This is a genomic window from uncultured Devosia sp. (assembly GCF_913055165.1).
Lineage (GTDB): Bacteria > Pseudomonadota > Alphaproteobacteria > Rhizobiales > Devosiaceae > Devosia.
In genome coordinates this window covers 25,305-47,148 of sequence record NZ_CAJXJS010000027.1, presented here as the reverse complement: position 1 = coordinate 47,148, position 21,844 = coordinate 25,305, and the positions used below count along the sequence as shown (strand labels likewise).

Genomic DNA, 21,844 nt, shown 5'->3' with positions numbered 1-21,844 from the left:
TGCGAGCCATGCTTCTGCATGGCGTAGACATAGGCCTTGTTCAACAATTGCTCGTCGGCGTTCGGGTTGTATGCCTGAACCCGCTCGACAAGCTCGTACTGACGCATCATGGAGTTAGCCGCCCACTCGCACTGCCGAGCTTAGCGCCTGTGCCGGAAATGAAAAGAGCGCCCGACACATGCCGGACGCTCCCTGATATAATTGCGGCGCGCGTGAGCGCAACGCAAATTAATCGTCCCGGCGCTCCGGCGGAGCCAGGCTTTCGATGCCGCGCAGCAGTTCTTCTTCGCTGATGGTATCGAAGTTGATCGCATCGTCGTCGCCGGCGCTCTCGATCATCGGAGCAGCGCTGGTCTCGGGCTCGTCGACCTCGACGTATTTCTGCATGGAGTGGATAAGATCCTCGTGCAGATCCTCGGGCGAAATGGTGCCATCGCCGATTTCGCGCAGGGCAACGACCGGATTCTTGTCGTTGTCACGCGGTACTGTGATTTGCGCACCGGAGGAAATCATGCGCGCGCGGTGGGCGGCCATCAGAACCAGATCAAATCTGTTCTCGACCTTTTCAATGCAGTCTTCAACGGTGACGCGGGCCACGAACGTCTCCACACTTTTCGGGGAAATGAAGGGCCGCAATACACCAAGGGCGCTCCAATGACAAGGCCGCGGCGCCCACCAAGGACACAAAGGCTTCTGCTTTACGTAGCGCTGAAAATGTGCGAATACCGAACTTAAGTTTTAAAGGTCACGGCGGAATTTATTAGAGAGCCCGTCCTAGACGGCATTGCAAGGCTGGCAGCACCCCTGCCCCATGGGAGATTTCATATGGCTATTGATCCACGCGAGAAGATCGCCTTGTTCATTGACGGCGCCAATCTCTACGCGACGTCCAAGGCGATCGGCATCGATATCGATTATCGCAAGCTTCTGGCCGAATTCGGTGCCAAGGCTTATCTGCTGCGCGCCAATTACTACACCGCGCTGGTCGAAGATCAGGAATATTCCTCAATCCGGCCGCTGATCGACTGGCTGGACTATAATGGCTACACGGTCGTGACCAAGCCGGCCAAGGAGTTCACCGACTCCATGGGACGCCGCAAGGTCAAGGGGAACATGGATATCGAGCTGACCGTGGATGCGCTCGAACAGGCCCCCTATTACGACCATATGGTGCTCTTCTCCGGCGACGGAGACTTCACGGCGCTGGTGGCCTCGCTGCAACGCCGGGGCAAACGGGTGACCGTGGTGTCGACCCTGACCACGCAGACGCCGATGATTTCGGACGAATTGCGCCGGCAGGCCGATTTCTTCCTTGATGTGGCGGAGCTGGCCAAGACGGTCGGGCGACCTCAGGTGCAGAAGCCGGTCGAGGTCTGAAAGACGCCCGCCATTCGAGCCTTGTTCACTCAAATCGCGCCACTGGCGCGATTTGCCCTGCGGGACGTTCCAAGCTCTCATGGCCTGCTTACCTCAAATCTCTCCACCGGAGAGACTTGCCCCTCGGCCCTAGCCACTCGAGCATAGCTCTCGTGGCCTTCTTGACTTGCCCGGCTCCACAGGAGCCAGGCCTTCGCTTCGCGAACCGTCGGCGAAGTCAGCCTCGGCCGCCCTCTTTCAGGATACGCGCCTTGTCGCGGTTCCAGTCGCGTTCGCGGCTGGTGGCGCGCTTGTCGTAGTTCTTCTTGCCCTTGCCCACGCCGATCAGCAGCTTGGCCTTGCCCTGATCGTTGAAGTAGAGCTTCAAAGGCACGATGGTGTTGCCTGAGCGGGCCACTTCCTGATCGAGCTTGGCGAGTTGCTTTTTGGAGACGAGGAGTTTGCGCGGGCGCTTTTCCTCGTGATTGAAGCGATTGGCCTGCAAATATTCGGGAATATGCGCGTTGATGAGCCAGAGTTCCCCGCGCTCGGGGGACGCGTAGGATTCGGCAATCTGCGCCTTGCCCAGACGCAGTGATTTGACCTCGGTGCCGGTCAACACAATGCCGGCTTCGATCGTATCGCCGATCTCGTAATCAAAGCGCGCGCGACGGTTTTCAGCCACCTGACCGTGGCTGATCCACCCATTCTTGTTCTTGTCGTTCTTGGCTGCCATCAGACCTAGATAAGACCTGCATGGCGCATTGCAAAGTCCATGGCGTCCTGGGTCGGCTTGCTGATGGGTGTCAGGGGCAGGCGCATCTCATTGGCGCAGAGGTTGAGCCGGTTTGCCACATACTTGGCGGGAGCCGGATTGGGCTCCATGAACAGGTCCTTATGGAGGAAGGCGAGCTTGTCGTTGATCTCGCGGGCCCCCGCAAAGTCTCCGGCCAGCGACAATTCCTGCATTTGTGCACATAGGCGCGGCGCCACATTGGAGGTGACCGAGATGCAGCCATGGCCGCCATGGGCATTGAAGCCCAACGCCGTGCTATCATCGCCGGAAAGCAGGATGAAGTCCTTGCCCAGCTTGTTGCGCTGCATGGTGGCGCGCTCCATGCTGCCGGTCGCATCCTTGACCCCGATGATGTTGGCATGCGCATCGCGCAGCCGCACGATCGTATCCACGGTGAGGTCGACAATGGTCCGGCCGGGCACGGAATAGAGAATGACCGGGATGCCGATGGCGCTGGCCACGGCCGAGAAGTGCTGGAACAGCCCTTCCTGGTTGGGCTTGTTGTAATAGGGCACCACCGAGAGCACCGCGTTGGCGCCGGTCTTTTCTGCGAACTTGGCCAGGGCAACCGCCTCGGCGGTCGAGTTGGAGCCGGCGCCGGCAACCACCGGGACCCGACCATTGGCAACCTCGACGCAGATTTCGACGACGCGACGATGTTCCTCGTGGCTGACGGTGGGGCTTTCGCCCGTGGTGCCCACCGGCACCAGTCCATGCGTCCCCTCGGCAAGCTGCCACTCGACAAAGCTGGCGAAGGCTTTCTCATCAACGACCCCATCGCGCATGGGGGTGATGAGCGCCGTAATCGAACCTCGCAGCATTTTGTCGGTATTCCTCAATTGGGGTGCCGGCTCACCGGCCAGCTTGGATTTTCCAGGGGTTATGACTTCAGCGCAGAAGGCGCGGAATTGGGCGCACCATACTTTCAACAGCGCCGCGCCACAAGGCGCGTGAAACGCCTTGTTTCGGGGGCTCCGAGGCCGGTAAAAGAAGCCATGAAACCGTTCTTTGCCAGCCGCCGCAAGGTTCCGGATGCCCATCCTGCATTTGTGGGGCTGACCGTGACCCACATCTGCCTGGGGGATGCCCGTACGCGCGCTGCAGTGCATCTGCGCGGCAGCTTCCGAGCCGGCCGCATGCCTCTGGTGTGTCTGGCCGGCTACCATCGGAACATGAGCGACTTCACCAATTTTGTGACCTATTTTCATAGGCTTGGGTCTGGTGACTGGCCGATTGTGCTGATCGACCTGCCGGGGCGCGGCCGCGCCGATGATCGACCGCGAGAGATCCAGTACAGCACGCTTGCTGATGCGGCGGACGTCGCCGACCTGCTGTTTGCCCTCGGCATCGGCCGGGCCATTGTGCTCGGTCAGGGCCACGGGGGCCAGGTCGCCATGGCGCTGGCGGCGCAGCATCCCTTGCTGGTGGGCGGCACCGTGCTTGTGGATGCCGGGCCGGTGACGGATTCCCGCGGCATTGTGCGACTGCGCAACAATCTGGCCCATGTCGAATCCCTGCGCGGCGCCAAGGCGGTTGCGAATGGCTTTCGGCGCATGCTGGGCGGCGACTATCCGGGGCACTCCGAGGCCGAGCTGGATGCGCTGGCGCTCAGGAGCCACTGGTTCGACAAGCGCGGTCGGGCACGCCCCCTGTTCGACCCGCGGCTGCTCGACCAGATCAAGGATATCAGCTTCGACGATATTCTGGTGGCGCAATGGCCGCTTTACGACGCGCTTACCTGTGCGCCCCTGATGGTGCTACGGACGCAATTGACCGATCAGCTTCGTCGCGAAACCTTTGACGAGATGGTCCGCCGCCGGCCCGAGGCGGTGGCGCTGACCATAGCCGGCCAAGGGTCGCCGGCGCTGTTCGACCAGCAGCCAGAAATCGAGGCTATCGCGGGCTTCGTGTTCGCGTTGGGTGGGACGCGGCGGCGAGCGGCCTGACAATCAAGTGGCGGGCGTGGCCGTGGCCAGCAGGACGGCCTGTTCAACCCAGTGCTCGCGCCCGATGCGGCCCTTGACGGCAATACGCCCCTCCAGCCATTCGATGTGAGCCGGTGCCCAGGCGGCAATCTGGTCGTAATGATAGATGCCCAGATCGTTCAGCGCTGATTCCGTTTTTGGACCTATACCCTTGATTTGCTTGAGATCGTCCGGAACACCGTGGCGTGGGGCGGGCAAATCCGGCGGTCGCTGCTGGGACGCTGTTGGTGTGGGCTTCTGCGGCTCGGCGTCTTCCTTTTCCACTGCCCCGGCCAGGCGGCGGGCAGCCGAGCGCAGCGTGGGCGCATTGGCGGATGACGTTTGCGGTACCGGGACAGGCGTGGGTGTCGGCGCAGATGCGGCGAAGCGCGGCCTGTTTGCACTGGCCCGCACGGCCGCATGCGCCCCATAACCCAGGCTGCACCCCAGAAGATAGGCAACGAGTACCAGTAGCGCGATTTCGATGATGTGCTCGACGGGAATCATCCGCGCTCACCGCGGCTGAGGCTCAACCAACCAGTTACCAGACCAACGGCACCGGCCACGGCCATGAATGGCCAGTAATAGCCCAGGAGAAACAGAAGCGTCGTCCAGAATGACGTCATCGGCCCTGGCTCAACCCTCTCCGCCAGCCGCCCGGACGGAGACCACGATACGCCGGTTCTGACGCTTGCCGGCTGCGGTGGCGTTGTCGGCGACTGGTTTGGCCTCACCATAGCCGATGGCATAGAGCCGTTCGGGGGCAACGCCGCGCTCGATCAGGGCGTTGACGACCGCCTCGGCCCTGGCCACCGAAAGAGCGAGGTTGCGCTGATCGTCGCCATCGCTGTCTGTGTGGCCTTCGACATCGATGACGGCGTTGGGGCAAAGGGCGAGCGCCTCGGCGAAGGCGTCGAGCTCCGCCGAGGCGCTGGCGGAGATGATGGCGGCACCCGACTGGAAGAGAATTGCATTGTGCGCGGAAAGTTCGGCCAGGCGGGCTTCGCACAGCGCCAGATTTGAGGATGCCGCGGCAGGCGGTGGGGCTTCTTCCGACGTTGCGGCGATGGCCTCGGCCTGCACAGGTTCCTCTGGCGGCGTAGCGGGCTCAGCCGGCTCGACAGCGGGAGCGGAGAGCGCCAGTGACCATTTGGGCAGGGCCGTGCCAAGGGCGGCCTCGGCATCTGCCAAACGTTCGGCCGCAGCGATATTGCCATTTGCGGTCCAGCTTGCACCATCGAACGCGACCTCGCCGCTCTCGATGAGGGCCAACACATCCAGGGCCTGCAGGACCTCGAGGGAAAACTCTGCTGGAGCGCCGGTTCTGACCTCGGTGTTGTCGATGGCGGTCTCTCCCCCGCGTACCGCGAGGAAACGCTGCAGGGATTCTGCGGGCACAAAGCCTTCAAAGACGATTGCGCCGGTGGCGGACTTGCTTGCGGACCACACATAGGGTCGGGTATCGACGGGTTCGGGCACCACGACCTCGGCCCCTGCGGCGAGATCGAGCGGAGCGGCCACGTCCAGGCTGGCCTGACGCGCCGCACCGCTAGCAGCAGTTCCGGAAAGGGACCAGGACTTGCCATCGAAGGCCACCCTGCCCTGCTCCAAGGCCAGGAGCGCATCGACGGCGGCATTTACCTGGAGGGCAAAATTGTCAGGCGCACCAAGCGCCACGCGGCTGGTATCGGTGACCCGGGTGCCCACATGGACCTTGAGATAGTCCTGCAGCGCTGTGGCGGGCACATTGCCCTGGAACAGGAAACTGCCGTCGGCCAGACGCTCGGCGGACCAGACAAAGGGATCAGCCGCCACGGGAGCAGGCTTCGGGCTGGTCAGTGCCAGTGACCAGCCGGCCTGGGCGAGGCCCTGGACGGCAAACTCGGCCTCTATCGAACCCTTGTCGATGACCGAGGCGGGCTCTCCTGTGACGGACCAGCCCGTGCCGTCAAAACGGATCTCTCCCTGGCGCAACCAGGGCAGGAACTGCATGGCCTGCTCTGCGGATGCAACGAAGTTGGGCGCTTCACCCGAGGCATAAGTGACCTTCGAGCGTGCAGACGGTCCGGCAAGAGACAAGAGTTCTGTTTCGACCTCTGGAGCCGGCAGCATGCCGCTGAGGATCACTGCCCCAGTTTCATCGCGACGGATTGTGAAATTGTAGGCCGCGGCGGGAGGTGCCTGCACCGCCGCTTCGCCCAATATCAATCCCTGAGGCAGGGCTGACTCAAGCCGTGACCGGACCATCCGGTAATCGGCCGGTGATTGCGCGATGCCTGAAAGCGAGACGGCGTCACCGGCAAGAGCGAAGCGCCCTTCGGAAAGATGGGCGAGCAATTCGAGGCCGAAATCCACGGCACCATGATAGCCAGCCGGTGCGCCTGCACCGAACTTAAGGAAGGAAACATCTGCGCCGTCGAGGTCAGCAAATTTCGACCGGGTCGTTTCGTCGGGCACATAGCCATCGAATACCAGCACATTGCCCGGCTGCCGATTGATGCTGACCCAGTAGTCGGCGATGCGCGGCGGCTGCAGCTCGACAATGGAATTCGGGCCGGACAAGGCCTCGGTCACTGCTTGCGCAACCTCAAGGCTTGGCGGAACCCCCGTGAGACGGCTGACGCCATCGACAATGCGGCCCTCCCCTTCCTCGAGCCGCGCCAATTGCTCGACCAGGCGCCGCGCCTGCTCGGCGAAACCTGCCGGCGCACCGGAAGCAAGGGACAGGCCCGTGGCGATCGGTACGCCGGAGACGTCGGCGAGACGCAGCCGATCGACGATCTGCTCCTCCGGTACATAGCCGGAAATGGCGATGCGGTGCCCGTCATAGTCTGCGCGCCAGACATAGGGAGTGATGCGGACGGGCTCGACTGCAATCTGCCCTTTGGCAATGCCCGACGGCAGCGCGGCCAAAGCCATCTGCAAATGTCCGAGCGCGCGCTCTGAACTGGCCTGGCCAGTTGCGTTCAGGGTCAGGCCGGAGAGCTCGAAATGACCGGAAGTGACAAGCTGGGCCTGTGACAGGGCGAACTCGACACCACGCAGCCACTGGGCTTCATCAGGCTGGCCGGAGCGAATTTGCAGGTCCGCGGCAACCAGGCCCGGTCTGGAGGCGAGAGACTGACGTAGCTCTTCATTGGGCACGCTGCCATAGAGACTTACGCCCCGATCCTCAACTGCAACATTAATTCGATAAGGCGTGGCGAGCGGCGCGACTGTGACGATTTGCTCGACCCCCGCGACACCGGGCAGACCAGCAAGGCGCTGGATGACGAGGTCGCGTTCCGTATCAGAGAAAGTCGTTCCGGAGAGGGTGAGCTGGCGTCCCGAGATGGTGAAGTGGGCCCAATAATAGCCGTCAGAAGCGAGGACTTCCCTGCCCTGGCTTTCCAGATTGCCCACCATGGCCGGGGTGGCGAAGGCCAGGGCAGCGGCCGTGCCGCCCAGGACTGTCACAACACCCGGCGCCACCCACTTGAGGAGGTCCCTGATCATCCCGAATCCATTGGAAAACCGCAATTTTCAAGAGGTTAGATGATTTGCCGGGAAGGACAAAGGAAAAAGGGGTGGAGGCGAAACACTGGCGTGCCTGAGGGGCATCCTCCACCTGTTGGGGAGTAATGTCCGTCGCGAGGGCTGCCATTGCGTCAGACGCAGGTAATGTTCTCGAATCCGCGGTGTGCGGAGAAACTCCCCCTCACCGACTCGGCTTCGCCGAGCCACCTCTCCCCGATGGGGAGAGGAAATGGGGCGGCGCAGCTACAAGAAATGGCGCTCGCTTTTGCAGCTTGCTCATCCCAGTGTGGCGCTCATGGCCTTCTGGACTTGCCCAGCTCCACAGGAGCCGCGCATTCGCCAAGCGAACCGTCAGCGAATTTGCCTTTGGCACGGCTCAAAAACAGAAAGGCCCGGCAGAGCCGGGCCTTTCCGAATTCAGATGTAATCCGAGGATTACTTGAATTCCTTGGCGGCCTTGAAGGTGACCTTGTAGGCACCGTTCTGGTGGACTTCGCCCTTGACGGACGAGGTGAAACCACCGCCCGGAGCCCAGGCCAGTTCGGCAGCGCCGTAGAAGTCGGTCTGGGTCAGAGCAGCCGGCTTGTTGGTGCCGTAGACGCCGACTTCACCGGTGAGGGTGATGGTTTCAGAGACGGCAGCCACGAGCTGGGCAGCGACCTGGTAACCTTCGGTGTTGGCAGCAGCGGTGTCTTCATCGAACCAACGACCACCGAGGTTGATGCTCACGCCTTCGGTGACGGTGGCGCCGATGGAGCCGCCGATACCGGTCTGGGTGGCGACAGCGACATTGTTGGCCTGACCACCGGTGGCTTCACCCGACAGAGCGATCTTGAACATGTCGAAGGTGGCTTCAGCCGAACCCAGGACATTCCAGTAGCTGTCGTTGGTGTTGTTGGCGCTGTAGGCACCAGCAGCACGGACCTTGAACATGTCGAAGGTACCGGTCACGCCGGCGTGCACGGCCCAATCTTCGACGATCCCGTCGAGGATACCACCGGCAAGGGCGGTGACGTGAGCGGTGATGCCTTCACCGGCATATTCAAGCACACCGATGGCGGTACCGGCGTTCTGACCAGCAGCATTACCGGTGTACCAGCCACCAACAACGTTATTTGCAACATTGGTCGGCACCTGCTGACCAAAGGCACCCTGAGCAGAGCTATCGAGGTTCTCAAGGCCAGCCTTGACAACCACACCGTTACCGAGGTCGGACACGACCTGGATCACGTGACCACCATCTTTCGGCAGGTCATTGGCGAACATCACGCCCTTATCAACGGCATCTGAATTGAACAGGCCGAGGAAGTTGAACGGCTCGTCATCGCCGAAGTTGGCAATCGAACCCTTCTTACCAGCCATGATGGTGGTGGTATCGCCGATCGAGACATAAGCCTCGTCGATGATCCAGTCGCCATTTGCGCCGGCAATGTTCGCAGTGGCATCACCACCAACCGCGCGAGCACCTTCGTCAGTAACCTGCCAGTCCTGAACGGACTTCAGCTTGATGGTGGCAGAAGCCGGACCGAAGTCAGACGAAGCGGTGCCGACGAACTTCAGCCAAGCTTCAACCTTGGAGCGCCAGTCGTTGTCGAGGCCAGCGGTAGAACCGTTGTCCATGACATTGCGGCCACCGTCCTGGGCGTTGATCCAAGCCGGGTTGGTGCCGCCGTTCCAGTTGGCGTTGTAGTCGCCCCACTGGAGTTCGTACTTCACGCCGCCGGTGATCTGCAGGCAGTTGTCCGAGGACGAGATGGTCAGGCCGGAGATGCCGAGCGAGTCACAGACGTCGAGCGAGGTGAGAACACCCAGATCGGCAGCGAAGCCAGCGGTCGAGAGACCAGCGGCAGCAACAGAACCGAGGATAAGGCTCTTGAGTTTCATTAATTGACCTCCAAAGTCAGTCATTCTTTGTGCCGGTTACCCAGCGGTTTGTCGAAACGCGACCACACAATTCGTGGTGCTGTGTGTTGCCGTCGCGTTGCGACCGACAAACGATCCCATGCATGGATTCGCAAGACCCACTCTACGCATGCAAAAAGCTGACGCAATCGCGGCAAGCGGGTTTTGGGGTTGTCACAATCTGGTTGCGCGGCAGTTGTTGCAGATTCAGCACACACCTGGAAACGGACTGTTAAGCGAGCTGAACAAAGCGTTAAAATTGCAGGATTGCCCGGCATTTGCGCGCCAGAGATATAGCGAAGGCGGCCACGGCGCGGCAAATGTGGCAGCGTGCCCCATCTGTGGCACTGACGTGGAACGATGAGGAGACAGGCATGGGCGAAAGCAAGGTAGCACTGGTTACGGGAGGAACATCCGGGATCGGTCTGGCGGTGGCGCGGGGGCTCAAGCAGGATGGCTGGCAGGTGGCCATCTGCGGACGCCGGGCCGCTCTCGTGCATGAACTGGCCTCGGAGGCCGGACTGGACGGATATGTCTGTGACGTTGCGGATGCAGAATCGGTGGCGGCGATGTTCGACGCGCTCGGCCAGAAACACGGCCGGCTCGATCTGGTCTTCAACAATGCAGGGCGCTTCGCACCGGCGACGAATTTCGGCGATCTGGACACGGCGGTGTGGCGGGAGATGATCGACACCAATCTCAATGGCGCCTTCTATGTCGCCCAAGCCGCCTTCCGCATGATGCGGGATCAGCAGCCACAGGGCGGACGGATCATCAACAATGGCTCGATCTCGGCCTATGTGCCGCGCCCGCAAGCAGCCTCCTATACCACCAGCAAGCACGCCATCACCGGATTGACCAAATCGATCTCGCTGGATGGCCGCGCCTACAATATCGCTTGCGGGCAGATCGACATCGGCAATGCTGCAACCGACATGACGAGCACCATGAGTTCGGGATCATTGCAGGCCAATGGCACCATGATGCCCGAACCGACCTTCGATGTGGCCCATGTTGTTGATGCCGTACGTTACATGGCCAGCCTGCCGCTGGTGGCGAATGTCCAGTTAATGACTGTGATGGCGACAGCCATGCCCTATATCGGGCGAGGGTAGGCCCCGGCGCTATTTCAAGCGGCCCAAACCTTCTCGCCGGCAATCCAGGTCGACTGTACGTGCCGGCTGTCATCCAGGTGCACGAAGCTGGCCTCGGCGCCGACCTGCAGGTGGCCGATCCGGTCATCCGCGCCAATCGCGCGCGCGGGATATAGAGAGGCCATGCGCAAGGCCTCGCCCGGCTCATAGCCCAGGTGGTCGATCACGAAGTTCACGGCATCGATCATGTCGAGATCGGCACCAGCAAGAGTTCCGTCTGCCAGGCGGAGTGCGCCATCGGCACGCGTAATGGTCCGGCCGTTGAGCTCGATCGTCTTGAGATCGGTGCCGGTCTGGGACATGGAATCGGTGACAAGGAAGATGTGGCCCGGGCCCTGCTTGGCGCGCAGCGCGGCGGCCATGGTCGCTGGATGAACATGGATTCCATCGGCAATGAGGCCTGCATGCACATCCGGCCGGTCCAGCACCGCCCCGACCAGGCCGGGCTCGCGATTGCCCAATTGGCTCATGGCATTGAACAAATGGGTCGCCATGCTGGCCCCGGCGTCGAAGGCGGCGATGGCCAGATCGTATCCCGCATCGGAATGGCCGATGCTGACAATGGCGCCCGCATCGACGAGACGCGCGATCTGATCAGGCGGCACTGTTTCGGCGGCGATGGTGCAGAGCAGCCGGGGCAGGTCCGAAGCGGCCGAGCAGAGACGCTCCAGATCTGCTTGGCCCATGGGGCGGATCAACGCCGGGTCATGCGTGCCCTTGCGCGACAGGGCCAGATGGGGCCCTTCCAGATGCAGGCCGGCAAAACCCGGCACACGCTCGGCGTGGGCGGCGACGCCGGCGGCGATGGCCTGTTCGTTGATCTCGACAGTGTCGGTGATGAGCGTGGGCAACAGGGCCGTCGTCCCGAATTGGGCGTGGGCCCGGCAGATGGTCCGGATGGCATCCAGGGTGGGGCTGTTGTTGAACAACACGCCGCCGCCGCCATTGACCTGGAGGTCGACAAAGCCGGGGACGAGCAAGCCGCCATCGAGTTCGACACGCTGGGCATGTGCGGGAACATCGCCAAGCTGCACAATCCCGACGACATAGCCGAACTCGACCAGCAGCGCGGCATGGCCGTGCCAGGTGTCGCCGTCGAAAATGCGCGCGCCGAGGACGGCGGTGAGATCACTCATACCGTCTCCGTCACCTTGCGCAGCATGGGTGGCTCGTCCGGGTTGAGGCCGCGGTGGCGAGCCAGCGCCTCCACAAACCCATAGAAAGAGACAATCAGAGCGAGCGGGTCGGTCAGCGGGTGGCCGGTGGCAGCAAATGGCAGGCGGGAGGCGGCGCCGGGGCGGTCGCTGGTCAGGAAGGCGCGTGCCCCCTGCCCGGCCAGCTTGTGGGCCATATCGGCCACCGAGGCTTCGGCAGCGTCGCGGGCGGCCAGACCGAGCACCGGATAGCCGGGCGTGACAATGGAGACCGGGCCATGCATGACTTCGGCGGCACTATAGGACTCGCCCTGGATGCCGCAGGTCTCCTTGAACTTCAGCGCCGCTTCATTGGCGATGGCAAAACCGGGGCCGCGACCCAAAACGTAGAGGGCCGACTGGCCGTCGAGCGCCGGAATCATTTCGGACCAATCGCAGCGCACCGCCTTGGCGAGGCTTTCCGGCAGTGCAGCGACGGCACGCTGCAACTCGGCGTCGTCACTCCACCGGGCGAGCAGAGCGAGGCCGGCGACGACAGAGGTCACGAAGGTCTTGGTGGCGGCGACGCTTTTCTCAACACCCGCATGAAGGTTGATGGTGACGTCGCTGGCAGCGGCGAGCGGCGAATCGGCGGTATTGGTGATGGCAATGGTGGTCGCGCCGCTCCGGCGGGCGGACTGGGCCATGCCCACGATGTCCGGGCTCTTGCCGGACTGGGAAATGGCGATGGCAGCGGCCTTGCCCAGCTTGAGGTCGCGTCCATAGATCGAGGCAATGGACGGACCGACCGAGGCCACCGGAACGCCCAGGGACAATTCGATTGCATATTTGAGATAGGCCGAAGCGTGATCGGATGATCCACGGGCCACGGTGACCACCAGCGCCGGATCGAGCGCGCGCAGCCGGGCAGCGGCGCCTTCGAGCGTATCCGAGGAAGCCGTCAGGAAATTGGCCACCACTGCAGGGATCTGGTCGACTTCCTGGCGCATATAAGTCTGGGTCGTCACGGCCTAATGGCTCCATTGCTGGTGTCGCCAAGGCGCAACTCGGCCACAAAGTCATAGGTGTCGCCCCGATAGATGGAGCGGGTGAATTCCACCACGCGGCCCGTCCCCAAATAGGAAATACGCTCGATGTGGAGGCCGGCCGAGCCGACCGGCACCTGCAGCAGGTGAGCGTCGTCCTCGGCGATATTGGCGGCGCGGATGCGCTGAATGGCGCGGACGGGACGCATGCCGGTCTTTTCGAGATGCTTATAGAGCGAATCCGCAATAGCCAGGGGATCGGGCAAAACCGCCCCGGAGAGGCTGGCGCGTTCAATGGCGAGCGGCGTTTCACCTGTCAGGCGCAAACGCGAGATGCGCGAAACACGATCACCCGCACCGAGGCCCAGGATGATGGTTTCTTCCGGCGACGGGGCATAGAGACCCCGTTCCAGCCACTCGGCCCGCACCGCCATGCCGCGTCGGGCCATGTCTTCGGTGAAAGAGGTGAGCTGGGACAGAGATTGCTCGACCCGCTGCGTCTCAGGCGCAACAAACGTGCCGGAGCCGTGGCGCTGGACAAGAACACCCTCTTGCACCAATTGCTGGACGGCCTTTCGCACCGTCACCCGGGATACGTCGGCACGCAAAGCCAGGTCCCGCTCGGATGGCAAGGCGTCGCCGGGGTTGATATGCCCGCGCTTTATGGCATCCTCTATCCAGCGCTTGAGCTGCAGATAGAGCGGGCCGCCAATCGGCAGCACGACTGGACCGTCGCCAAACATCATGCCGGTCTGTTCAGTCAATCGACCTCCTTGGCCGGCCCTTCTCATGGCTGGAAAGCCTGTTGCACCGGGGCAGCCTCCCTTCATAATACCAATAAAATACCATTTACCAAGCCCAATTTGCCGCGGAGGGCGCAAGAAATGCATCCCGCTGTGGATATTGTGCTTTTGGACAAAGCGCCAAACCCCATTGGCTGGCCGCAGCAGTAAGTGGTATGTCTTTGGCATTATCGAGCGGAGGAGCGGAGAATGACCCAGAGGCTGACCGAGGCACGTCATCCCCAAGCGCAGGGGCTGGATCTGCTTGATGATGCGGAGATTCTCCATCTTCTGGCAGCAGGCCAGGCCGAGGCCGCCAACCGGGTCGCCGCGGCCATTCCCGAGATTGCCGCAGCTGCTGATCTGGCCGCCAAGTCAATCCGGGATGGCGGTCGCCTCGTCTATGCGGCCGCTGGAAGTTCCGGCCTCATGGCACTGGCGGATGCGCTCGAACTGCCCGGTACTTTCAGCATCTCCCGTGACCAGATCGTGGTCTTGCTGGCAGGTGGCATGGCGGCACTCAAGGATATGCGCGGCGGGCCTGAGGATGACGCGGAAGCGGCACGAGCGAGTACCAAAGAGCTGTCCCTGAACGAAAATGACTGCCTTATTGCCGTAACGGCCAGCGGCCGCACACCCTACCCTCTCGCGGCTGCCGCGGTGGCCCGGGCCGCCGGAGCGCGCACAATCGGCATCGCCAACAATGCCGGAGCAGACCTGTTCGACATGGTGGATGTTGGCATCTGCCTGCCGACCCCGGCCGAAGTGATAGCCGGCTCGACGCGAATGGGCGCCGGTACCGCGCAGAAGATTGCGCTGAACATGTTGTCCACCCTGATGGCCATGCGGCTGGGCCATGTGCATGACGGGTTCATGGTCAATGTCGTCGCCGACAATGAAAAGTTGCGCGCCCGTGCCTCAAGCATTGTGTCGGCGGTGGCCGGGGTGGACGGGACAGTGGCCGACGCAGCGCTTAGGACCAGCGCTGGTGCCGTCAAACCCGCCATTCTGATTGCCCGCGGGGCTGCCGATCTGGACCAAGCCAACAAGATCCTGGCGCGACATAGTGGACATTTGCGCCCTGCAATGGCTGATCTGGGCCAGTAACGACGCAATAACCCTAGTATTGGCGCCCCATCTTTGGTTAACTCCCGGTTACCGAACGACAGGGGGCAAACGATGTCGTGGATATCTTTTAGAGCCGCCGGCGGGCGACTTAAAATCAAGCCGCGCTGGCAGCAGCGCTGGGCCGAGCGCAACAAGAAGGTCAAGGTCGTGGACCTGGGGCTGTTTCTGGTTACCTGGTGGTCGGACGCCGATATCCAGCGCTATGGCTAGCTCTGCCCGTGATGTCGAAATTTTCTGATTTCTGATGTCGAAGCAGCATCGCGCCTGACGTCGCCTTTGCGAGACCGCAATACAAAGGAGACAGGCCATGCCTAGCCAAGTGACCGCTGACGAACATGCCGACGATTCCAACCGGGATCTGGTTCTGACCCGGATCATCGATGCCGCCCCAGAGGCGGTATTCCGCTGCTGGACCGAGCCGGTATTGATGAAACGCTGGTTCGCACCCAAGCCCTGGACGACGCCACACGCCAGCGTGGACCTGCGTCCGGGTGGCGCCACGCATATCGTCATGGCGGACGAAAAGGGGGACGAATATCCCAGCCCCGGCCAATTCCTCGAGATCGTGCCCAATCGCAAGCTGGTTTTCACCGATGCCTATATCGGAGACTGGCAACCCTCAGAGAAGCCGTTTTTCACCTGTGTGCTGACGTTCGGGCCGGAAAACGGCAAGACGCGCTATACCGCGACCGCCCGGCATTGGCGGGTCGAGGACCGTCAGACCCACGAGCAAATGGGGTTCCATGAGGGCTGGGCGCTGTGCGCCGCGCAGCTGGAGGAGGTCGCCAAGTCGCTTTGACAGGGCGCCAGCACCAAGAAACCCCGGAGGTGGTGGCACCTTCGGGGTTCTTGACCGGTCTTCGATATTTTTCAATCGCGTTCCGGTTCAGGAAAAACGCGCCCGATGCACAAGGGTTCCAAGAATTTTCCACGCGCACCCCGAACGCAATGATGAGATGATCAAAGCCGATCATATCTCGTTGGAGGTGCAAGGAAGTGAGCGACACCACGGGAGGGTGCCTTTGCGGAAAGGTCCAGTTTCGTGCACGGGGAGAGCCCTATCGGGTGGGGCTCTGCCACTGCCTGGATTGCCGAAAGCACCATGGAGCGCTGTTTCATGCTTCCGCGATCTACCCGGCGCCTGCCGTTGCGGTCTCGGGAACCACCCAGGCCTATCGGGGGCGGCATTTCTGTCCCGAATGCGGCTCCTCGGTGTTCTCCGTGTCCGGAGATGAGATTGAGGTCAACCTCGGTTCTTTCGATGTCATCGACGCATTCCGGCCCACATACGAACTCTGGTGCACGCGACGAGAGCCGTGGCTACCCGAGTTCGAGGGCCTGACAAGATATGCTGGAGACCGCGACAGGACCGGCAGGACCGAACCGTAAAGTGCCGCAGCGCCAGCGACCTAAGTCTGCTCCGGCTCGTAAGTGACTTCGCCCGCCAGCTCGGCCACGTGGTCAATGACCGCGGCAGCATCGGGATTGTCACCACCGAGCATATCGGCGACGCGTTCCAGCGCCGCGATCAGCATGATCTGCTCCCACTCCTTGAGCGCTGAAAACTGCTGGTGGAACTGCGCGTGGACCCCATCCGGGGCTATGGCGAGCACCTTCCGCCCCTTGTCGGTCAAGGACAGCAGCACCTGGCGGCGATCCTTCTCCCCGCGCCGACGCTGAATCATTCCCGCATTTTCGAGCTTTTGCAGCAAGGCTGTCGTGGTCGCCTGGGTGATGCCCATGCGCGAGGCTACGTGCCCGGCGGTTTTCTCCTGCTCGACATCCAGGATCTGCATGAAGATCAGCTGGGAAGGCGTGAGGCCCGTTTCGCGCATCAACTGCTTGGAATTCGATTCGGTGGCGCGCAGAATCTTCCGCATCGCGGTCAGCGCTGATTTGGTCCGATCTTCCAAAGGCGTACTCCAAAGTCTTCCCTAGCATATTATCGTCAGAAGCCAGGGAACCCAAGCGAGATGGCTGCGTTGGAATTTCCTTAGGCAAGGCTAACTTGTTTTTCGCACACAAAGCAAAACTCGCGGTCAGGAAAAATAATTCAGGCGCCCGCCTGGCGCGCAACCTCATGATTTATCGATCGAATTCAGCGCTTTCTGTCATTCATGTGACATCGCAACAGTGGTTCTGATCGTTTGGTGGGTTGAAATTTAGTTCAATCAAGCTAACTTTCGCGACCATGATTTATGGCAACTCAGCGCTATTCGACGCCGGTGCGATGCAGCGACAGTCCGCAAGAGGCTCCGAGGCGACCATCAGGACGCCGCGCAGTACCGATGGTGCAAAGGTGTGGGCCCTTATCGGCGACACAGCTTCGCTCGATGACAATTCGCTCTATTGCAACCTGTTGCAGGCCACGCATTTCGCTTCGACCTGCGCGATCGCCGAGCAGGACGACAAGGTGGTTGGCTGGGTCTCGGGCTATATCCCGCCGGAGGAGCCAGACACCTATTTCGTCTGGCAGGTCTGCGTCAGCGACGCGGCGCGCGGCCAGGGTCTTGGCAGGCGGCTGATTGGCAATGTGCTGGTGCGTCCGGCCTGCCGCTCGGTGACGACGCTCAAATGCACCATCACCCATGACAACGAACCGAGCTGGGGCCTGTTCACCGCTATCGCGCGCAAGCTCGACGCGCAGATGCGCCAAGTCGAGATGTTCGACCGACACGCCCATTTCGAGGACCGGCACGACAGCGAATATGCGGTCAGCATCGGTCCATTCCAACCCGATAAGGTCACGGCGCTTACGAGCGCCTGATCGCACGCCCCAAAAGACAACCCTTTGACTATCCACGTCCAGGAGACGTTTCCCATGGCCACGACAGCAACAATCACGCCCATGACCACCTTCGAGCGCGTCGAAAGCCGCGTGCGGTCCTATTCGCGCAGCTTTCCGAAGGTGTTCGACCGGGCGCTGGGCGCGACCATCTACGACACCCACGGCAAGGCCTATACCGATTTCCTGGCGGGCTGCTCGACGCTCAATTACGGGCATAACGACCCCGACCTGAAGGCGGCGCTGATCGAATATGTCTCTAATGACGGCATTGCCCATGGCCTGGACATGTTCACCGACGCCAAGGAGCATTTTCTTGCCACCTTCGAGCGATTGATCCTGCGCCCGCGTGGCATGACGCACCAGTTGCAGTTCACTGGTCCGACCGGCGCCAATGCTGTCGAAGCGGCCATGAAGCTTGCGCGCAAGGTTACGGGTCGCACCAACATCATTTCCTTTACCAATGGCTTTCACGGCGTGACGTTGGGCGCGTTGGCCGCTACCGGCAACGGCAAGCATCGCGGTGGTGCCGCCACGCCGCTTTCTGGCGTCACCCGCGCCGCCTATGACGGCTATCATGGTCCGGACATCAATACGGCCGACCTGCTTGATCGCCAGCTCAGCGATCCTTCGAGCGGCATCGATGCGCCGGCAGCGATCATCGTGGAGACCGTTCAGGGCGAAGGCGGCCTCAACGCCGCGTCACCCGAGTGGCTGCGCCAGATCGAAGCCATTGCCAAAAAGCACGGTGCTCTCTTCATCATCGATGACATCCAGGCCGGCTGCGGACGCACGGGCGGGTTCTTCTCGTTCGACGGCATGGGCCTGTCGCCGGACATCGTCACCATGGCTAAGTCGCTTTCGGGCATGGGCCTGCCACTGGCGGTGACCCTGATTAAGCCAGAGCACGACATCTGGAAGCCAGCCGAGCATAACGGCACCTTCCGCGGCAACAATCATGCTTTCGTGACCGCCGCTGCGGCCCTGGACAAGTTCTGGTCCGACGACCGCTTCCTCTCGGAGGTGAACGAGAAGGCCCGCTATCTTAGCGAACGTCTGGGCGCCATTGCCGACGAACATGGCCTCACTACCAAGGGCCGCGGCATGATGATGGGCATCGATGCCGGTTCAGGCGAAAATGCCGCCGCGATCTGCAAGGCGTGCTTTGCCAAGGGCCTGATCATTGAGACCTCAGGCAGCTTTGACGAAGTGGTCAAGGTCTTGTGCCCGCTCACCATTTCCCTCGACCAGCTCACCGCCGGCCTCGACATCATGGAAACCGCCTTCGACGCGGTCCTGGGGTCCCACCGCGCGGCCGCCGAATAAGGAAAGTTCCAAAATGATTGTACGCGATCTCGAATCCGCCCGTTTGGGCGACCGCCTCGTCAATTCCAATGGCTGGGACAGCACGCGCCTGCTGCTGGCCGGCGATGGGATGGGCTTTTCCTTTCACATCACCCGCATTCATGCGGGCACCAGCCACGTGTTTCACTACAAGCACCATTTCGAGAGCGTCTACTGCATCTCGGGTGAAGGCACGATCGAGGACATCGCCACCGGCACGGTGCACCAGATCCGTCCCGGCGTGATGTACGCCCTCGACCTCAACGACAAGCATCGCCTGACCGCCAAGAGCGAGATGGTGATGGCGTGCTGCTTCAACCCGCCGGTGACCGGCCAGGAAGTGCACCGCGAGGACGGCTCCTACGCCCCGGCTCCCGAAGACGCCTGAGCGGCTCCCCAAAACACCAACTGAAAGGCGAGACACATGACCCAGTCAGCTTTCGACACCGCCAATCACGATGACTATCCCACCCGTCTGCCGGCCGAAAAATGGCAGGAACGGAAAGACCCCGTCGTCTGGGGCAAGTGGAGCCCGGAAGCACCGCTGACGCGCGCGCAGACCGAGAGCTTTGAAAAGAACGGCTACCTGATCCTCAAGGATGTCTTTTCGCCGGCGGAAGTCGCCGCGCTGCAGAAGGAGTCCGCCCATATGCGTTCGGGCGAGGCAAAGATCGCCGACGACAATGTGATCACCGAGCCGGGTTCGGACGAGGTACGCACCGTCTTCCGGCTGGATGAAGAGAACGCGCTGTTCGCGCGTCTCGCCAGCGACCGCCGCATTGCCGGCGCCGTCAGCTTCCTGCTCGACGACGATGTCTATCTCCATCAGTCGCGCCTCAACTACAAGCCGGGCTTCACCGGCAAGGAATTCTACTGGCACTCCGACTTCGAGACCTGGCACGCTGAGGACGGCATGCCGCGCATGCGCGCGATCTCGGCCTCAATCCTGCTCACGGACAATGACGCGCTCAACGGTCCGCTGATGCTGATGCCGGGCACGCACAAGAACTTCATCGCCTGTGCCGGCGAGACGCCCGAGGACAACCACAAGACCTCGCTCAAGAAGCAGGAAATCGGTGTGCCCTCTCATGAGGCGCTGACCAAGATGGCCAAGGAGCACGGCATCGACTACGCCTCGGGCAAGGCCGGGACAGTGGTGCTGTTCGACTGCAACACCATGCATGGCTCGAACGGCAATATTACGCCCTTCCCGCGCTCGAACGCCTTCTTCGTCTACAATGCCTGGTCCAACCGGGTGGTGCAGCCCTTCGCTGCCAAGAACCCGCGCCCGGCATTCCTCAGCTCGCGTGACCCCAAGGGTCCGATCGGCATCGAGGCCGGCAAGATCGGCTGAGGCCGGCTTTTGAGACGCCTACGACCAACCAAAATGGCTCCGCTCCCGTAATGGGAGCGGCTGGAGACTGCATGACCACAGAAAGCCCGCGCCATACCGTTGAGAAGATCGGCGGCACCTCGATGTCCCGTACCGAGGAACTGCTCGATACCGTGCTGATTGGTAACCGCAAGGGTGCTGATCTCTATCATCGCATCTTCGTGGTCTCGGCTTATGCCGGGATGACGGACGACCTGCTTGAACACAAGAAGTCAGGCAAGCCCGGCGTCTATGCGCTGTTTGCCAGTGCCGAGAGCGGCTGGGGCTGGGGCGATGCACTGAGCGCCGTGGCCGACAAGATGTTCGCCCACAACGAGCGCGTCTTCAGCGACGAAGGTGCCCGGCAATCCGCCAACCGCTTCGCGCGGGAGCGAATCGAGGGCGTCCGCTCCTGTCTCATCGACCTGCAGCGACTTTGCTCGTTCGGGCATTTCCAGCTCGGGCAGCACCTTCTCACAGTGCGCGAGATGCTGGCCTCGCTGGGCGAAGCGCATTCGGCGTTCAATACCGCCCTGCTGCTCAATCTCAACGGCGTGCGGGCCCGGATGATCGACCTTACCGGCTGGCGCGACGAGGCACAGTATTCTCTCGATGAGGCCATCGAGCGGGCGCTGGCCGATGTCGACCTCAGCACCGAACTGCCGATCGTAACCGGCTATGCCCAGTGCAAGGAGGCCCTGATGGGCACCTATGACCGGGGCTATTCGGAAGTGACATTGTCGCGACTGACGGTCGTTACCGGGGCACGCGAGGCGATCATTCACAAGGAATTCCACCTCTCGAGCGCCGATCCTCGGCTGGTGTCGCCAGAGGCCGTTCGCGTCATCGGCGAGACCAATTACGATGTCGCCGACCAGCTCTCCAATATGGGCATGGAGGCGATCCATCCGCGCGCCGCGAAAAGCCTTCGGCAGGCCGGCATTCCGCTTCGGGTCAAGAATGCCTTCGAGCCGGAACATCCCGGCACGGTGATCCGTTCAGACCTCGATGCGCAATCGCCACAGGTCGAGATCGTGACCGGTCTGAGGCAGGTTTACGCCTTTGAGTTCTACGACCAGGACATGGTCGGGGTGAAAGGCTATGACGCCGAAATCCTCGAGGCGCTGAAGCGCCACAAGGTCTGGATCATCGCCAAGACGTCGAACGCCAATACCATCACCCATTACCTCAAGGGTTCTATGAAGGCGATCAAGCGCGTTGAGGCTGACCTTTCGGCCACTTTCCCGACGGCGGATATCTCGCTGCGCAAGATCGCGCTGGTTTCGGCCATCGGCCGTGATCTGCGCTCCCCCAGGGTGCTGACCCAAGCCATTCAGGCCCTTTCGGCAGCGGGTATCGAGCCGCTCGGCGTGCACGACCTTCTGCGCAAGGTCGACCTGCAGGTCATCGTCGAACCGGATCAGTTCGAAGCCACCATCGCGGCCCTGCACAAGGGCCTGATCGAAGACTGGGCAACCGCGCCGCAACCCAAATTGCACGCGGCTGCCTGATCCAGGACCGGCTGCAAGGATGGGCAGCAGCCGGTTTCCATTGCCCGAAGAAACC

23 protein-coding genes are annotated in these 21,844 nt (G+C 61.9%); 12 read left to right on the top strand and 11 right to left on the bottom strand.

Features of this window, described 5'->3' with window-relative positions:
* Positions 1-228 precede the first annotated feature (228 nt).
* Complete coding sequence (rpoZ, locus tag QZ564_RS10680) at positions 229-597, bottom strand: DNA-directed RNA polymerase subunit omega (protein WP_297109101.1); 369 nt, start codon at positions 595-597, stop codon at positions 229-231.
* Positions 598-825: 228 nt separating this feature from the next.
* On the opposite strand from rpoZ, the gene QZ564_RS10675 reads away from it, so the two are divergent.
* The gene (locus QZ564_RS10675) at positions 826-1,377 is read left to right on the top strand and encodes an NYN domain-containing protein (protein WP_297109098.1); all 552 of its coding nucleotides are present in this window, start codon (positions 826-828) and stop codon (positions 1,375-1,377) included.
* Positions 1,378-1,594: 217 nt separating this feature from the next.
* On the opposite strand, the gene smpB is transcribed toward QZ564_RS10675, so the two are convergent.
* Together smpB and dapA are read right to left on the bottom strand one after the other, a co-directional pair.
* Positions 1,595-2,092, bottom strand: a complete 498-nt coding sequence (gene smpB / locus QZ564_RS10670) for an SsrA-binding protein SmpB (protein ID WP_297109095.1) — start codon at positions 2,090-2,092, stop codon at positions 1,595-1,597.
* Positions 2,093-2,097: 5 nt separating this feature from the next.
* On the bottom strand, positions 2,098-2,973 hold the full coding sequence (gene dapA, locus QZ564_RS10665) for a 4-hydroxy-tetrahydrodipicolinate synthase (RefSeq protein WP_297109092.1): 876 nt from the start codon (positions 2,971-2,973) through the stop codon (positions 2,098-2,100).
* A 174-nt stretch (positions 2,974-3,147) separates the two neighbouring features.
* Between dapA and QZ564_RS10660 the strand changes: the two genes are divergently transcribed.
* Positions 3,148-4,098 (top strand): alpha/beta hydrolase, encoded by a 951-nt coding sequence (locus QZ564_RS10660; RefSeq protein WP_297109089.1) that lies wholly within the window; start codon positions 3,148-3,150, stop codon positions 4,096-4,098.
* Between the two features lie 3 nt (positions 4,099-4,101).
* Here QZ564_RS10660 and QZ564_RS10655 read toward each other — a convergent pair whose 3' ends face one another.
* From QZ564_RS10655 to QZ564_RS10640, 4 genes are all read right to left on the bottom strand, one after another.
* Entirely contained in the window at positions 4,102-4,623 is a 522-nt protein-coding gene (locus tag QZ564_RS10655; RefSeq protein WP_297109086.1) for a hypothetical protein, read from the bottom strand.
* Positions 4,620-4,742, bottom strand: a complete 123-nt coding sequence (locus QZ564_RS10650; protein WP_297109083.1) for a hypothetical protein — start codon at positions 4,740-4,742, stop codon at positions 4,620-4,622. Before QZ564_RS10650 ends, QZ564_RS10655 begins: the two co-directional genes overlap by 4 nt.
* Positions 4,743-4,752: 10 nt before the next feature.
* The gene (locus tag QZ564_RS10645; protein ID WP_297109080.1) at positions 4,753-7,611 is read right to left on the bottom strand and encodes an OmpA family protein; all 2,859 of its coding nucleotides are present in this window, start codon (positions 7,609-7,611) and stop codon (positions 4,753-4,755) included.
* Positions 7,612-8,067: 456 nt separating this feature from the next.
* Positions 8,068-9,516: a hypothetical protein gene (locus QZ564_RS10640; protein WP_297109077.1), complete on the bottom strand. Its 1,449-nt coding sequence runs from the start codon at positions 9,514-9,516 to the stop codon at positions 8,068-8,070.
* A 392-nt stretch (positions 9,517-9,908) separates the two neighbouring features.
* Between QZ564_RS10640 and QZ564_RS10635 the strand changes: the two genes are divergently transcribed.
* Entirely contained in the window at positions 9,909-10,649 is a 741-nt protein-coding gene (locus QZ564_RS10635) for an SDR family oxidoreductase (RefSeq protein ID WP_297109074.1), read from the top strand.
* Between the two features lie 14 nt (positions 10,650-10,663).
* Here QZ564_RS10635 and nagA read toward each other — a convergent pair whose 3' ends face one another.
* Genes nagA through QZ564_RS10620 form a run of 3 tightly spaced genes read right to left on the bottom strand, consistent with a single transcriptional unit; the run spans position 10,664 to position 13,613 of the window.
* Entirely contained in the window at positions 10,664-11,824 is a 1,161-nt protein-coding gene (gene nagA, locus QZ564_RS10630; RefSeq protein ID WP_297109071.1) for an N-acetylglucosamine-6-phosphate deacetylase, read from the bottom strand.
* Positions 11,821-12,831, bottom strand: coding sequence for an SIS domain-containing protein (locus QZ564_RS10625; protein WP_297109112.1), 1,011 nt, complete (start codon positions 12,829-12,831; stop codon positions 11,821-11,823). The genes nagA and QZ564_RS10625 overlap by 4 nt, the downstream gene beginning before the upstream one ends.
* A gap of 14 nt (positions 12,832-12,845) precedes the next feature.
* The gene (locus tag QZ564_RS10620; RefSeq protein WP_297109108.1) at positions 12,846-13,613 is read right to left on the bottom strand and encodes a GntR family transcriptional regulator; all 768 of its coding nucleotides are present in this window, start codon (positions 13,611-13,613) and stop codon (positions 12,846-12,848) included.
* A gap of 246 nt (positions 13,614-13,859) precedes the next feature.
* Between QZ564_RS10620 and QZ564_RS10615 the strand changes: the two genes are divergently transcribed.
* The 4 genes from QZ564_RS10615 (at position 13,860) to QZ564_RS10600 (ending at position 16,166) form a co-directional block, all read left to right on the top strand.
* Entirely contained in the window at positions 13,860-14,756 is an 897-nt protein-coding gene (locus QZ564_RS10615; protein ID WP_297109068.1) for an N-acetylmuramic acid 6-phosphate etherase, read from the top strand.
* Between the two features lie 72 nt (positions 14,757-14,828).
* A complete protein-coding gene (locus QZ564_RS10610) occupies positions 14,829-14,987 on the top strand; it encodes a hypothetical protein (protein WP_297109065.1) in 159 nt (52 codons plus the stop codon).
* Between the two features lie 97 nt (positions 14,988-15,084).
* Entirely contained in the window at positions 15,085-15,576 is a 492-nt protein-coding gene (locus tag QZ564_RS10605; RefSeq protein WP_297109062.1) for an SRPBCC family protein, read from the top strand.
* A 197-nt stretch (positions 15,577-15,773) separates the two neighbouring features.
* Positions 15,774-16,166: a GFA family protein gene (locus QZ564_RS10600; protein ID WP_297109059.1), complete on the top strand. Its 393-nt coding sequence runs from the start codon at positions 15,774-15,776 to the stop codon at positions 16,164-16,166.
* Positions 16,167-16,186: 20 nt separating this feature from the next.
* Here the strand turns inward: QZ564_RS10600 and QZ564_RS10595 are convergent, their stop codons facing one another.
* A complete protein-coding gene (locus QZ564_RS10595; protein WP_297109055.1) occupies positions 16,187-16,690 on the bottom strand; it encodes a MarR family transcriptional regulator in 504 nt (167 codons plus the stop codon).
* Positions 16,691-17,007: 317 nt separating this feature from the next.
* Here QZ564_RS10595 and ectA point away from each other — a divergent pair, with 317 nt between their 5' ends.
* The 5 genes from ectA (at position 17,008) to QZ564_RS10570 (ending at position 21,789) form a co-directional block, all read left to right on the top strand.
* Positions 17,008-17,544, top strand: coding sequence for a diaminobutyrate acetyltransferase (gene ectA / locus QZ564_RS10590; RefSeq protein WP_297109052.1), 537 nt, complete (start codon positions 17,008-17,010; stop codon positions 17,542-17,544).
* 54 nt (positions 17,545-17,598) lie between these two features.
* Positions 17,599-18,888 (top strand): diaminobutyrate--2-oxoglutarate transaminase, encoded by a 1,290-nt coding sequence (gene ectB, locus QZ564_RS10585; protein WP_297109049.1) that lies wholly within the window; start codon positions 17,599-17,601, stop codon positions 18,886-18,888.
* Between the two features lie 13 nt (positions 18,889-18,901).
* The gene (locus QZ564_RS10580; RefSeq protein WP_297109046.1) at positions 18,902-19,294 is read left to right on the top strand and encodes an ectoine synthase; all 393 of its coding nucleotides are present in this window, start codon (positions 18,902-18,904) and stop codon (positions 19,292-19,294) included.
* Between the two features lie 36 nt (positions 19,295-19,330).
* Positions 19,331-20,260: an ectoine hydroxylase gene (gene thpD / locus QZ564_RS10575; RefSeq protein WP_297109042.1), complete on the top strand. Its 930-nt coding sequence runs from the start codon at positions 19,331-19,333 to the stop codon at positions 20,258-20,260.
* Positions 20,261-20,331: 71 nt separating this feature from the next.
* A complete protein-coding gene (locus QZ564_RS10570) occupies positions 20,332-21,789 on the top strand; it encodes an aspartate kinase (protein ID WP_297109040.1) in 1,458 nt (485 codons plus the stop codon).
* Positions 21,790-21,844 lie beyond the last annotated feature (55 nt).